Source organism: Salegentibacter flavus (assembly GCF_900115145.1).
Lineage (GTDB): Bacteria > Bacteroidota > Bacteroidia > Flavobacteriales > Flavobacteriaceae > Salegentibacter > Salegentibacter flavus.
The window spans coordinates 43766-57742 of the sequence record NZ_FOVL01000021.1 but is presented as its reverse complement, the minus strand read 5'-3'; the positions used below and the strand labels follow the sequence as shown (position 1 = coordinate 57742).

Here is a 13977-nt window from a genome sequence, read left to right as displayed (position 1 = left end):
TGCCTTACTGTACAAAAAAAGATGGCAGGTGGAACTTTTCTTTAAATGGGTCAAACAACACTTGAAAATAAAATCCTTCTGGGGAACATCTGAAAATGCCGTAAAAATCCAGATTTATTGTGCGATAAGTGCTTACTGTCTGGTCTCTATTGTGGCAGATAAACTGAAATTGCAGCATTCAACCTACGAAATATTACAGGTTTTGGGCATCTCATTATTAGATAAAACCTCTATAAATGAGCTTTTTATGAATATAGATTATAGTAATGTCAAAGAACTTGATTATAACCAACTGTCACTCAGTCTATTTTAACTGGACAGTAATGATATGATTTCCTAACTAATAAAACCATAAAATCAATTCCATTTGTCAATATTCCAAATAAGGCACCAAATTATTTTATGGTACAGAAGGATTTTAAATTGGAAGGAAAATACAGAAATGGCTTCTCTGTTAATAATCTTTTTACCTTAAATAATGTAGGGATAGTTACTTCAAGAGATTCTTTTGTAATAGGCGAAACCAAAGAAGAACTTGAAGAAAGAATTAGGAATTTTTTCTTGTTAGAGAAATCAGAACTTCAAAGAATATATGGCTTAAAAGAAAATAAAAAATGGAAAATTAATGAAGTTAAAAGTCTAAGAAATTCTTACAATCCGGATTTTATAAAAGAAGTTTCATACCGGCCTCTTGATAAAAGATATATTTATTATGATACTGTTTTTATTGAAAGAAGCAGAACTGATTTAATGCAACATTTCATTAAAGGTGAGAATGTTGGTTTAGCAATCGGTCGTCAAGGTCAGGTAATAGGTACAGAAAATTGGGATATTGTATCAATTACAAATAAAATAATGGACTTTAATTATTATAGAAGAGGTGGAGAATTGGTTTTCCCCCTCTACCTCTACCCGGAAACCAATGAGCAGCAAAGTCTGGAGCAGCCTTTGGTGAGAACGCCAAATTTAGACCCGCAGCGCGTAGAGCAAATAGCCACCGGTTTAGGCCTGGAGATCCTTGGGGAGGAATGACAAAAAAAACCGTGATGAGAGACCGGGTCATCCCGATAGTTGAGTTGTTTCCTGGTTAAGGTTCAAGGTGGTTTTTAAAAGGATAGGGCAACCAGGTTAAAAATTGTTATTTATTGTTACTATAAAAACGAAGTACCTCTAACAGCAAGGGAGCTTCAATGCGGTTTTTATAATCGAGACTGATATATTCAAAAAGTATTACCCCTTCTGTATTTACTACTATTCCGTTTCAGCAGCTGTATTGGCTAAAGTTTCCAGGGCGGTAGCTATTTGTGTAATTTCCTCATCGTTGGCCTGAAGTTGATGTTTCACCCTTAAAAATTCAGGGTTATTATAAGAAATATGTACAGCTCCGGTTTCATCTTCCCATACCAGCATTTTCTGAGGAAGATCAAGACCAATACTGTTAACAGATTGCATTAAATGAGTACCCAGGTTAGGATTTCCAAACATAATCACTTTGGTTGGGCGAAGTTCCATCCCTACACTGGCAGCGTTTGCCTGGTGATCTAATTCTGCCACAATACTTAAATTCTCATTAGCTTCTATTGCCGATCTAAGATTAGAGTAAGTGGAATCGAAATCGGTGGTACTTTCTACACTTTCAATTCCGGCATGTTCATCCACCAACTGGCTTGTAGTTTCGGTTGCCGAAGCATCTACCGCAGTTCCCACCAGGTTACTTAAGGCTTCAGATATTTGAGGAAGCGTAATTATATCTGCAACTCCGTATCTGGAAGCCAGATATTCTGTACTGTTGTAAAGCGCGAATACCTGTCCTTCTTCTTCATAGAACAAAACTTTTTGAGGAAGGTCAAGGCCGGCAAGCTGATTTTCCTGCATTAACGGAGTACCCAGGTTCGGGTTTCCGAAGAAAATAATTTGAGTGGGCGCCAGATCCATATCAACAGATGCCGCGTTTTGCGAATGATCCAGTTCCTGAACGATACTGATATTTTCATTATCCTCCAGGGCGGATTTTAAATTAGCATACGAGATTTGCATATTAAATGCACTTTCAAAATAAACTATGCCTGTGGCCGTTGGTGGATCTACTGAAATTTCAGCATTATTGTTGTCATCATCATCTGAGCACGAAGTCATCAGAATGAGAAAAGCGAAAAGTAAATTCATCTTCAGTATTATATAAAATTTTGATTCTAAGATACTTATCAATTTAAAAAAATGAGCAGCACTTAACATAACTTAACCCGAAGCTTTAAAGACTTATTAAATTTTAAAATATATTAGAAAATTTTTAAGATGTTTCCCGTCTTATTAGATTACCAATCAATTTTTAACTTATCTCTTATGAATTCCATCCTGAAAGATATCTGTAAAAGAGGAGCTCGGCTCCGCTAACAAAGAGGAAATCTTCAACCGGATTTACAAGAAATACTTTCCATCGGTAGAGCGCTATGTCGTTTTGACAGCGGAAACACAGCAGATGCTCAAGACCTGTTCAACTGGGCTTCAGATATGGTAGTTGGAGATACTGCTGAAGTTACCATAAATATGGAACTGAATCGAAAAGAATAGCTAGTCTATTAACCACATTAACTTTATTTCGGTTTTTTAATCATTGAAAATATAGTGTCGTAAACAAAGTTTGCGGCACTATATTGTTAAACCTTGCTAAAAAACATTCTGTGTAGAATGTTTTTAATTAGCTTTGCCATATGGAACAGGAATTAAAGACAGAAGCCACACGGAATCTGATCACGGAAACAGCTTTTATGCAGTTTTATAAAAACGGTTTTAAAGCTACCAGTGTCAATGAAATAATGAAAGCTACCGGACTTTCAAAAGGTGCCTTTTATCATAATTTCAAAAATAAGGATGAACTGGGCGTATTGGTGGTGAAAACAGCATTGAACAAAAGAATTTACCAGGCAATGATCGAGCCCCTCTATGCTCAAGGCGAAGCCAAAACTATTCTGAAAACAACTTTTCTGAATAAGTTTCAGGCTTTCACCAGCGATGAAAAACTAATGGGATGCCCTGTGAATAATTTAATCAATGAAATAGGCGGCTCCCAGAATTTGCTAAACGAGGCTTTAAAAGATCTTATAGAATCCTGGGTGAAAGCATTAGTTCAAATAATAGAAAGAGGTCATAAAGATGGTTCTATAAAACAGGAAACGAATCCGCAACAGGCGGCCATTTACCTGGTGAGTTCTTTTGAAGGGATGCGGGGCATTCGCAAACTTTATTCAGACGATACCAATTGGAATGCCTACAGATTCGCCCTTGAAAATTATATCGATCAGCTTTAAAAATAATATGACTAAATCAAGAAGAGACTTTATTATAAAAACCGGTCTGGCGGGAATGGCAGGACTATCATTTTCTGTACCTGGAATAGCAAATTCAAAGACAAATACAATGGATAACATTCAAAATAAACGCCCTGAAATCTTATTTTTTGATGTAAACGAAACTCTCCTGGATCTCAGGTTACTAAAAGAAAGCGTTGGAAATACCTTAAATGGAAAGAGTGAATTGGTGTCTTTATGGTTTACTACTATGCTCCAGTATTCTTTGGTAGAGACTGTGGGAAATCAATATAAGGATTTTGGAGAAATTGGTGCTGCTACCTTAATGATGGTAGCTGCTAATAATCATATTAAGCTCAGTCGCGAGAAGGCGAAAAAGGCTATATCTCCTATCACCTCGCTTCCACCCCACCCCGAGGTTAGAGATGCATTGGCCAAGTTAAAAGATGATGGGTATCGCCTTGTTTCCTTAACCAATTCTTCCAACGCAGCTGTTGAAAAGCAATTTACCAATGCCGGACTACTGGGTTTTTTTGAAGAGTGGCTTAGTATTCAGGATATAGGAAAATACAAACCCCACGCCGATGTTTATAACTGGGCAGCCCGAAAACTGGGAGTGAAACCGGAAGAAGCTATGCTTATTGCCGCACACGGCTGGGATGTGGCCGGAGCCCTTTGGGCAGGATGGCGTGCCGCATTTGTTAGTAGGCCGGGGCAGCAACAATACCCCCTTGCACCATCCCCTGAAATTGTGGCTCCCGAGCTAAAAGCTATTTCCGATAAACTAATTGCAATAGGGAAATAGGTTTTCCCTTGTGAATCATTTAAAAAATTATCAGAGACGCTCTTTGTCTATTTAGACATAGTACAGTTTACCAACAGCGTCTTTAATCTTAATGTTTAATCTTAAAATTTAAAATTATGTCAAACCAAACGTACAAAATCGGTTTAGAACCAGTAGAATTAGAAAATGCTAATGAACAACAAAAGGAGATCCTTGAGAATGCTAAGAAGGCAAACGGAATGATTCCTAATATGTATCAAAACATGGTGAATTTTCCGGCTTTGCAGAATACTTATGATTCCGGGTACAGTGATTTCAGAAAAGACAGTGATTTCACCCCTGCAGAACAAGAGGTAGTATTGCTAACTGTCAGCGTTGATAATTCCTGTGAATATTGCACGGCTGCCCATAGTTATTTGGCTGAAAATGTTTCTAAAACACCCAAAGCTGTTATAGAAGCTATCAGAGAGGGAAAGGAAATTGAAGACGATAAACTTAGAGCCCTTCACGAATTCACTAAGGTGATGAATGAAAGCCGGGGAAACCCTACCCCCGAACAAGCTAAGAAATTCCTGGATGCAGGATATTCTGAAAAACAGATCCTTGCCATTATTCTGGCCCAGGCAGTAAAAACTATAAGTAATTATTCCAACCATATTTTCCATACAGAAGTTGATGAAGCTTTTGCCGGACACAAATTGGAAACCGCATAGATTAGAATAGAAATTAAGGGAAGCCTTTAGCTGCTTCCCTTTTTATTGAACTATTTTTCTTTCCGTAGATAGTTATTATGTAAAAATCGACGGTATACAGAATATCTGCAGCTATTATCTTTTCATAAAGTTTTGGCAAGTCATCGCAGAGCTTCCCTTCTTTTGGAAGGATGATGATAAGACCAACTCCACCCTGGTTATTCTTATGTTGGCGCATGCCAATCCCTCTATAACTCAAGACTCCGGGGCCATAGCTTTTATGGATCAAGCCTAATTGTTGCTTTTATCACCAAACCTTTTGATGTAGTTTAGTTCTACAGCCGGCTTACCGATTATTTAAATAAGGTTTTTTTACAAAAAAGGGAACAGTTTTCAGAATAACTTATCCTGTCACTGATCCCTTATCTAATAATGAAAAAACTCAAGCTTCCTAAAAACATCTCTCGGGAAACTTCTACTAACCTTAAATTTAACCATTCCGGTTAGAAATCATACAGTGTATCAAGTACGCACTTTTTATTTATTTCTACTAAAGGGGAAAACCCCTGATTTTAACCAGGATTTTTCCCTGTTTTACTTAGAGGACGGTTGCACCTTGGTAAGGGATTGATAGTAACTAACAAAAAAAAGCCCTGAACAAGTCAGGGCTTTTATGATCAATAACTCTCTATTAAAAAATAGGTAGGGCACGAATTATCAATCTTCTATAAAGATGAAAAATCTATAAAGTTAAAAAAGGAGGGCAAAAAAGTGTGAACTCTTTTAGTCTAATTAAAGATAAGTATTTTTATCTAATGTTTAGGAATTATTCTATAAAAGCCCAACAAATTCGATTAAAACCTATATTTATCTTAATCTTGTAATGATTCTCCTATAATTTACTGATTATCGCGGCTATTAGAGCCTAACAAATCTCCTCTATCCTGGATTTATTATTAGCAGAAACCTCCTATTTCAGCCCAAGCATATTTCTGTTTTTCATATCCTAAAAAAAACCCAAAGTCTGACTTTCATCTTTTTAAGCCCAATATTCTTTCTAAATTTAATCGAGCGGTTCCGGGAAGTTCCGGGAAATAATAGGCTTTATCAAAGACTTCCAGACCCTTGCAAAAAATTAGATTCATAATAACAAACCAAGACGTTTAAAAGAATGCTGGATATATCGGAATTATCTGAAAAATCGATTAATCAAATTTTAACAAAGCTTGAGGAAGAGAAAGAGTTAAGTTGTAGTCTTCCCGGGGGTGGATTGCTTCATATAGAAAAGGATCTGCCCTATTTAATTGTGTACCGCCACCGGGAAAACGATGCCGGTACAGCCCGTATCGTAATGAGCGAGGCTTCTTATCTCATTATAGGAAATTCGGATTTTGAATTATATCAGGACTTGCTTTTTCAGGTTTCAGATAAACTGGCCACCGAATTTAAATCTTATCTGCTCTTTGAAATATATGCCGGAGAGCCCGGTTCCAACTGTTTTACCATTAAAGGTCCGGCCAAAAAGCTGGCTTCCTCTCTGGAACTTTTACAGGAGGAATTGGAAAAGATCAATGAACGCTATTCAGGGCTTTATCTCAAATCTGAAATAATGGATACCCCCAACCGGCAAAAAGAAGACGAATCTCCTTTAATGGAGATCGAACAAACCAAGCAATCGGGGGCTGTGGTGGTAGGCCTGGAAATCCCTCCTGTTTATCGAAATATAGATGGAGAGCTCTATCCGGTATTTTTCCGTGATTATCGCGATTTTATCGTTAAGGCTATCCATAAAGGGATCTTTGATTACATAAGAGTGCAAACCTCTTGTGGGGTGGCAAGCTTTCATGCCTTGGGTAGAAAGTATCTTAAAGACAAAATTTTTGAGATCGATAAAAAGCTGGGGCAGATTGAGAGTTCTTATGAATTCCTGTGGTTGATTTCCCCTTCCAATATTCACGAGATAAAAAAGGAATTTTTCGATTCGAATTACGAAAAACTGCTCGATTATCACTACCGCCTTTTACCCATAGATCCAGATGTGCTTAAACGGGAATTATACAACCTTAAAATAGAAGATATAGACGATCCTGCGATGTCTCATCTCTTCAGGGAAAAACGGGAAGAACTGGACCAACAGATCACAATGCTGAGTGAAAGAGGTACCAAAAACTTCTTTTACAACAGTATCAGGCTTTATAAAGGGATAGACAACATCTTATGTGAAGAAGCGGGAAATCTTCTGCGGGAAGTAGCCGAGGAAAAACCCGACAAGGATACTGAAATGATAGACTCCAGAGGTTTTGCCAGCCTTGCACGTCGGGAATTCGATTACTACGCCGAACAGGATGAAAATTTTAAAAGTAAGGTGCATATCCGCAAGGATGTAAATATCCTGATGGTCTCCAAAGGGGAACTTTTTATCCCTGAAGATTATAAAATGAATAAAACCGAAACCGAGGCTCTTATCCAGCACGAGGTAGGCACGCATGTACTAACCTATTACAACGGTAGCCAGCAACCGCTGAGTTTGTTAAAAACGGGCCTTGCAGATTACGATCCCTTACAGGAAGGCCTGGCGGTTATGGCTGAATATCTTGTAGATGGACTTACCGCAAACCGCTTGAGAACACTGGCCGGAAGGGTAATTGCCGGCTCGGCCCTGATGGAAGGAGGAGATTTTCAGCAGATATTCAGCCTGCTGTCTACAGAATATGGATTTTCAGGAGAAAGAGCTTTTAATATCACCTCCAGAATTATGCAGGGCGGCGGCTTTTTAAAAGATATCATCTACCTCAAAGGCCTGGTAGAACTAAGGCATCACCTTCAGAATGGAGGCGAATTTGAACCGCTACTGGCAGGGAAATTTGGCTTAAAACATATCGGGATCATCAAAGAACTAACAGAGAGAAAAATATTGAAGAAATCTGTGCTTAAGCCCAGGTATTTATTAACCCAGAACGTTCAAAACAAATTAAACCTAATCAAAGAGGGCTTACCTCTTTCAAAAATGATAACCAGATGAAAATTTGCTTTGTATTAAATGATGTGGAGACCGAGAAGGTTGGAACATCGGCACTGCTAATGAATGCAGCTTTTAACCGTGGTCACGAGGTATTTGCCATGGGAGTTGGAGATTTTAATTTCCACCATGACGGCCCTGTAAGTATTAATACTACACACGTACCAAAAAATACAAAAACGAAATCTCCCAAAAAATTCCTCGAGTTCCTGCAAAGCAGCAAGGCCAAAAAAAAGAGATTGACCTCCAAAGATATTGATGTGCTTTTCATTAGAAATAATCCTACTGAAGAGGAATCTGGTCGGGAATGGGCCGAGCAATCCGGGGTGGCCTTCGGACGTATGATGCAACAGGAAGGAGTGCTTGTTCTAAATGATGCCTATGCTCTATCCCACGCCTTTATCGATAAACTTTATTTCGAAGAGCTCCCCGAATCCATAAAACCCGATTCCCTTATCACCCGAAGCAAGGAAGACATCCTTAAGTTTTGGGAAAAACACGATAAGAAGATGGTCTTGAAACCCCTGGAGGGGTCTGGCGGAAGAGATGTTTATCTCATAGACGAAAATGAAAAGAATGTCAACCAGATCATTGAAACTATAAGTCAGCAGGGTTATGTGATCGCCCAGGAATTTCTTCCGGCTGTGAAGGATGGCGATGTACGTATTCTGTTGCTCAATGGCCGGGTAATGATAAAGGATGGTGTTCAGGCAATAATCCGCCGATCTCCGGGCGAGGGTGAATTCAGAAGTAATTTCACCCAGGGTGCCACAGCAAACAGCAGTGTTCTAACCCCGGAAATGCAACGCATTGTAGATCTTACCGCACCAAAATTAATCCGCGACGGACTTTTCTTTGTTGGACTCGATGTGGTGAAAGACAAACTCATAGAAATTAATGTGCTTAGTCCCGGTGGTATGGAACGATTCAAAGATATTGGCCTGCCCGATTTCACTCCAATGGTTATTGAGGCAATTGAGCGCAAGATAGATTACAAAGAAATGTATAAGGGACAGCTTTCTAACCAGGTCCTGGCTACTATGGAATAAATGCAGGAAGTATGGATAAACAAAAGAAAGAGATTCCAAGAATAATAGGAAAATACACCAGTGGTAAAAAAGGCCCGCTCCTTTTTGTCACCGGTGGCGTGCACGGAAATGAACCCAGTGGAGTGCAGGCGCTGGAAAAGGTGTTTTCTGAACTGGAAAAATCCAAACCGGAGATTGAAGGAACAATTATTGGCGTTTCCGGAAACAAGAAGGCCCTTAACCAAAATAAGAGGTTCCTGGATGAAGACCTGAACCGCACCTGGACGGAAGAAAACATTCAGCAGAGGAAAAAAGAAACCCACGAGCAACGAGAAATGTGGGAGATCATTGAAGTGCTGGAGCAACATCCTGAAAGCGATTTTACCAAACGCTATTTCCTGGATTGCCACACCACCTCCTCGCCCAGCCTACCCTATATTTCTGTGCAGGAAGTGAATGAAAATGATGAATGGGCACATAGGTTTCCAACCTATATCGTTCGTGGTTTCAGCGATATCGTGTATGGTTGCATAGACCATTACTTAAGCCGAACCGGGTTAACCGGGTTTGTGCTGGAAGCCGGACAGCACACCGATAAGACTTCAGTGGAAAATCACGAGGGAGTGATCTGGCTGGCACTGAAAGAGGCCTGTAACCTGGATCTCACCAAGATTTCCTGTTACCCGAATTGCATAGATAATTTCGCAGAAAAGAATGCTCCTGAGCAAAAGACTTTTGAACTGGTGCATCGTCACGGCCTGGAAGATTCAGACGAGTTTAAAACGGAACCGGGCTTCGAGAATTTTCAGAAGATTAAAAAAGGAGAGCTTCTTGCAATTCAGAATGGTAAGGAAATTAAAAGTGAGTGGGATGCACGCATTTTTATGCCGCTTTATCAGGCCCAGGGCAACGATGGCTTTTTCGTGATAGAAGAAGTAGAAGAAGTAGACTAAATAGAATTTTTTTACTATTCTCCGATAAAAAATAGAATGCCTATCATATTACGCCTCCCGAAAAATCGGGACAAGCTCTATGGGGCTTAAAAAACCTAAACTCTTATATTTCGCTCCTAACCGAGCTTTTCTAGTTCCATCGGGACCATATATTGATAGTAACGAAAAGTTTGTCATCGAAAAGAGAAGCCACGTGGGGGCGATATATTAGATAAGTCAGGGTGATTGCAAAGATTCAGGCAATTAGGTTAATTTTTACCGGCCGCAATTATAATCCCCTTAAAGTGAAATTACCTTAAGGGGATCTTTTATTTCCTTAATACACCTGCAACTTCACCTGTTTCGCAGTAGATGCGTAAAAACCAGTTATCTGAAATAAGTGTAATTCATTATTTTGCAAATTCAATACAAACCGGGGTTTTTACTTCCGCCGGCTCTAAATGAGGAATCAGTTTACCATCCATTTTATTGATCCTGAAAATACTGATATTATCAGAATTCTGATTTGCTGCATACAAAAAATTGCCATCGGGAGAGATCGCGAAATTTCGCGGAAACTCTCCCTGGGTAGCATAATGACCTATGAGTATAAGTTTCCCGCTTTCCTTGTTAACCTGAAAAGCAGCTATACTGTTATGTCCCCGATTGGAAGCGTAGAGAAAATTGCCGTTTGGATGAAGGTGAATATCGGCCGTAAAATTCTTTTCATCGAAATTTTCTGGAAGGCTGGGATAAGATTTAATGAGGCTTAGGCCACCTAAGGAATCCTTTTTAAAGACACTCAGAGAGCTGTTAAGCTCGTTTATGGTATAAGCGAACTCTTCGTCTTTAGAAAATGAGAAATGTCTTGGTCCGGCTCCCTCTTCCAATTCCACATAAGGTTTATCCTTAGGAGTTAGCTTTCCGGTTTCGGCATCAAAATTATAGATCCACACCTTGTCATTGCCCAGATCATTGATATAAGCAAATTTGTTATCCTTAGAGATACTCACCGAATGGGGATGAGAAGCTTTAGGATTTTCCAGCTCTATTTTTTGTTTTTTCTGAAGATTTCCCTTTTCGTCTCTTTCATAAAGCATTACCACGCCTCCAACATAATTTGAAACAAAGACGTATTTCCCGCTTTGATCGATCTCTATATGACAGGGCGCGAAGCTTTCCGTAGAGATTTTGCCGAGTTCTTCCAGGGAATTATCCGCATTTCTGCTGAAAGAATAAATATAACCTGACTCCCCGTCCCCGGGAGCCAGTTCACTTACGGCATAAAGATTTTTACCGTCGGATGAGGTTTTTACAAAACTCGGATTGATGACTTCGGCAACACAAACAGGATCACTTAAATCTCCGGTTTTAGCATCTTGATGCATCAAATAAACCCCGTTGGCCTTACCGTCTACGTGGCCCTCGGTTTTTGTGTAAGTACCAATGTAAACCGGGTTCTGAGAGACCAACGGAATACTCAATAGACCGAATAAAAATACAGGAAGGAATTTCATTTTGTTTATAACCATTTTTTACGTTTAAAATAGAATAGCATTAATACAAAGATAGTGAGCATAATTCCCAAAAGTACATAATAACTATATTTCCACTGGAGTTCGGGCATAAACTCAAAATTCATCCCGTAAACCCCTGCGATAAAGGTAAGCGGAATGAAAATGGTAGCGATAATGGTAAGCACTTTCATTACCTCGTTCATCTTGTTACTGATAGTAGTCATGTACATATCCATAAGGCCCCAGGTCATTTCGCGATATATATCAATATTATCTGAAACCTGGAGTATATGATCATAAAGGTCCCGCAAATAATTTCGGGTGCGATCGTTAATGAGATCCCCATCCATTTTTTCCAGCCTGCTCGCCACTTCCCGAAGCGGAAAAACAGCTCTTCTTATTCGTAAAATAGTACGTTTAAGCTCCTGTATCTCGAAAGTGATATCATCATTAGGCTGGCTTTCAAAAAGGCGTTCCTCAAGGTATTCTATCTTATCGGCAATATCTTCTATCACGATAAAGTAGTTATCTACAATCGCATCGAGTAAGGCAAAGAGCAGGTAATCGGCACCGTTTGAGCGTATTCGCCCGTGGGACTCGCTAAGCCGATCTCTTACATTATTGAATACATCTCCCCCGGCCTCCTGGAAACTGAGCACGTAATCTTTGCCCAATACAAAACTTATATGCTCATTTTCTAGATGTCCGTTCTTCCCGTGATAAAGCATTTTTGCCACTACGTAAATGTAATCTTCGTACTCATCGATCTTTGGTCGTTGGTTGGTGTTTACAATATCTTCAATGATTAGTTGATGCAGCTCATAATATTTACCCAGTTTTTCAATGTCTTCTGTATTGCTGAGCCCATCGATATTAAACCAGGTGACCTTGTCGGGTGCTTCAAATTTAAAAGCGTCCTCCGGAGTTTTGGAGATAAAGCGTTCAAAGCTTTTTTTATTATAATCAATAACCTCCAGTTTAGTCTCAACCGAGTCCTTATGGCCAACATAAGTCGCCGTGCCCGGGGCCTGGTGTAGCGCTTTATTAGGTTTGGGACGCCGAAGGGAATACCTCTTTCTTTTTACCATTAATTAATCTTTCCCATAAAGGTAGGAAAAAGACTTAAAGTTTAAGGCAAAGAAAAGTAAGCCGGTAATTTTCATAATAAAAAAGAGGCTGTCTAAAAGGAATACAGATCCAATTTTGTCACATTGAGCGGAGTCGAAATGTATCGATTTACAGCAAATGATTCTCGACTCAGCTCGAAATGACTTTTTGGAATTCTTTTTAGACAGCCTTTTGTAATTGGTTGTATTGATAATTACTCCACCACATACATCTCATTGGAAGCCTTGATATATTCCTGCGGATTAAAGGTATTTTCAAAACTGTTTCTCACCAGGTCTAATTTCAGTTTAAGCTGAGCCATCCTGTCCTTAAGGTATTTGTCTTCCTTATATTTTTCTATCAGGTGCTCATACTTATTGAGGTTCTCCAGAATTCTGAAGGTGATAGTTCCAAACCTGATCTTAAGATTCTGCACGGCGATCATTTGGTCGTGATAATCCTGTTTCCAGTTTTCCGGGTTTTTCGCCTTTTCTTCCACGATCTTATTTTCAGCGATCTTTGAAATATCTAAAATATACTGGGTTCGTTTTTTAGCATCGGTTTCGCCGGTGAAATTCTTTTCAAACTCTTTTAGATCGATCTCCAGCATAACGGTTAGGTTTTCTTTCAGAGCTTTATTCTGAAGTTCCTTCAACTCATTCAGACTCTTATTAATAGATTCCCATTCGGTTTCGATAAGGTCTTTATCGTGGGTAAACTGGGCCACCGTAGTGGTTAGCTTCAGCATTTCGGTGCTGCGCTCTCTAAGGTCCTGGTCGCGGCGTTTCAGGTTATTGATAAAACTACCAATTCCGTCAAATAGGCTTCCGGCAAGCATGCCGGTGAAAGGTGTTCCACTGGTTAGATCACCGGTTACGGTCAAGATATGACTTAAAGCATCGAGGCGGGCATCACCCTTTTTTTCTTCATCCACATATTTTTTAAAGGTGCCAAACCATTCCTTGTAACCATCATAGTTCATAGGATTACTCACCTGATCCAGCGTGGAATAAAATTCCCGGGAACTGTTAAAAAGGTTGAGCGGTTTAATTTCCCGCTCCATCGAGGCAAGGTTAAGCACTGCAGAACTATAATTGTATTTATAAACACTAACGATGTTTTTATCAAGCTCCTCCTGTTTCTCCTCCAGGTATTTTACACGCTCCAGAAGCTTCTCAACCTTTTCGGCAGAGGAATTTGAATTTTTTATACTTTCATCCAGGGTACTAATTTTAGAATCGATCTCTTTGATCCTGTAATCCAGGTTCCTGCTTAGGAGGCTTCGTTCCCTGTTGAGCTCGCTTAGCACCTGCTCGGTGACCGATTGATTTTCATTAAAGCTTTGAGCCTGGCTCACTGCAGGAAAGGAAAGCAGTAAACTAAATATAAATAAGTGTATCTTCTTCATAATATTTGGGTTAATAAAACCTGATTTTCAGTTTATAAGGTTAAAACGTACAGGATTTTTACATATTTTGTGCCAGCCTGTTATAAGGGTAAATTTAATGCCGAAACCCTTGCCTAAGCCTTAAATTTTCCTGAGCATTTGTAATTCAAGTGGTCATAATTTCCCCACTTTATGTTATATGT

General features: G+C 39.4%; 12 protein-coding genes and 1 pseudogene. 8 read left to right on the top strand and 5 right to left on the bottom strand.

Annotated elements, in window-relative coordinates:
* Positions 1 to 125, top strand: a pseudogene (locus tag BM266_RS17650) (transposase); the annotation flags it as partial.
* 277 nt (positions 126 to 402) lie between these two features.
* The gene (locus BM266_RS14255) at positions 403 to 1032 is read left to right on the top strand and encodes a type ISP restriction/modification enzyme (RefSeq protein ID WP_093410887.1); all 630 of its coding nucleotides are present in this window, start codon (positions 403 to 405) and stop codon (positions 1030 to 1032) included.
* Positions 1033 to 1251: 219 nt separating this feature from the next.
* Here BM266_RS14255 and BM266_RS14250 read toward each other — a convergent pair whose 3' ends face one another.
* Positions 1252 to 2166 (bottom strand): DUF302 domain-containing protein, encoded by a 915-nt coding sequence (locus BM266_RS14250; RefSeq protein WP_093410894.1) that lies wholly within the window; start codon positions 2164 to 2166, stop codon positions 1252 to 1254.
* A gap of 545 nt (positions 2167 to 2711) precedes the next feature.
* Here BM266_RS14250 and BM266_RS14245 point away from each other — a divergent pair.
* The 3 genes from BM266_RS14245 to BM266_RS14235 all read left to right on the top strand — a co-directional run bounded on the left by BM266_RS14245 (position 2712) and on the right by BM266_RS14235 (position 4805).
* Positions 2712 to 3308 carry a TetR/AcrR family transcriptional regulator gene (locus BM266_RS14245; RefSeq protein ID WP_093410886.1) on the top strand — a complete coding sequence of 199 codons (597 nt, stop codon included), beginning with the start codon at positions 2712 to 2714 and terminating at the stop codon, positions 3306 to 3308.
* A gap of 7 nt (positions 3309 to 3315) precedes the next feature.
* The gene (locus BM266_RS14240; protein ID WP_093410884.1) at positions 3316 to 4113 is read left to right on the top strand and encodes a haloacid dehalogenase type II; all 798 of its coding nucleotides are present in this window, start codon (positions 3316 to 3318) and stop codon (positions 4111 to 4113) included.
* A gap of 116 nt (positions 4114 to 4229) precedes the next feature.
* Positions 4230 to 4805 carry a carboxymuconolactone decarboxylase family protein gene (locus BM266_RS14235; RefSeq protein ID WP_093410883.1) on the top strand — a complete coding sequence of 192 codons (576 nt, stop codon included), beginning with the start codon at positions 4230 to 4232 and terminating at the stop codon, positions 4803 to 4805.
* Positions 4806 to 4818: 13 nt separating this feature from the next.
* Here BM266_RS14235 and BM266_RS14230 read toward each other — a convergent pair whose 3' ends face one another.
* Positions 4819 to 5073, bottom strand: a complete 255-nt coding sequence (locus BM266_RS14230) for a hypothetical protein (RefSeq protein WP_175494814.1) — start codon at positions 5071 to 5073, stop codon at positions 4819 to 4821.
* An 882-nt stretch (positions 5074 to 5955) separates the two neighbouring features.
* On the opposite strand from BM266_RS14230, the gene BM266_RS14225 reads away from it, so the two are divergent.
* Genes BM266_RS14225 through BM266_RS14215 form a run of 3 tightly spaced genes read left to right on the top strand, consistent with a single transcriptional unit; the run spans position 5956 to position 9784 of the window.
* On the top strand, positions 5956 to 7806 hold the full coding sequence (locus BM266_RS14225) for a peptidase MATCAP family protein (RefSeq protein WP_093410879.1): 1851 nt from the start codon (positions 5956 to 5958) through the stop codon (positions 7804 to 7806).
* Positions 7803 to 8852, top strand: a complete 1050-nt coding sequence (locus BM266_RS14220; RefSeq protein ID WP_093410877.1) for a glutathione synthetase — start codon at positions 7803 to 7805, stop codon at positions 8850 to 8852. The genes BM266_RS14225 and BM266_RS14220 overlap by 4 nt, the downstream gene beginning before the upstream one ends.
* A gap of 11 nt (positions 8853 to 8863) precedes the next feature.
* Positions 8864 to 9784: a M14 family metallopeptidase gene (locus BM266_RS14215; RefSeq protein ID WP_093410875.1), complete on the top strand. Its 921-nt coding sequence runs from the start codon at positions 8864 to 8866 to the stop codon at positions 9782 to 9784.
* A 389-nt stretch (positions 9785 to 10173) separates the two neighbouring features.
* On the opposite strand, the gene BM266_RS14210 is transcribed toward BM266_RS14215, so the two are convergent.
* The 3 genes from BM266_RS14210 to BM266_RS14200 all read right to left on the bottom strand — a co-directional run bounded on the left by BM266_RS14210 (position 10174) and on the right by BM266_RS14200 (position 13795).
* Entirely contained in the window at positions 10174 to 11295 is a 1122-nt protein-coding gene (locus BM266_RS14210; RefSeq protein WP_093410873.1) for a lactonase family protein, read from the bottom strand.
* Positions 11286 to 12368, bottom strand: a complete 1083-nt coding sequence (gene corA, locus BM266_RS14205) for a magnesium/cobalt transporter CorA (protein ID WP_093410871.1) — start codon at positions 12366 to 12368, stop codon at positions 11286 to 11288. The genes BM266_RS14210 and corA overlap by 10 nt, the downstream gene beginning before the upstream one ends.
* Before the next feature lie 233 nt (positions 12369 to 12601).
* Positions 12602 to 13795, bottom strand: coding sequence for a hypothetical protein (locus BM266_RS14200; RefSeq protein WP_093410869.1), 1194 nt, complete (start codon positions 13793 to 13795; stop codon positions 12602 to 12604).
* Positions 13796 to 13977: the final 182 nt, after the last annotated feature.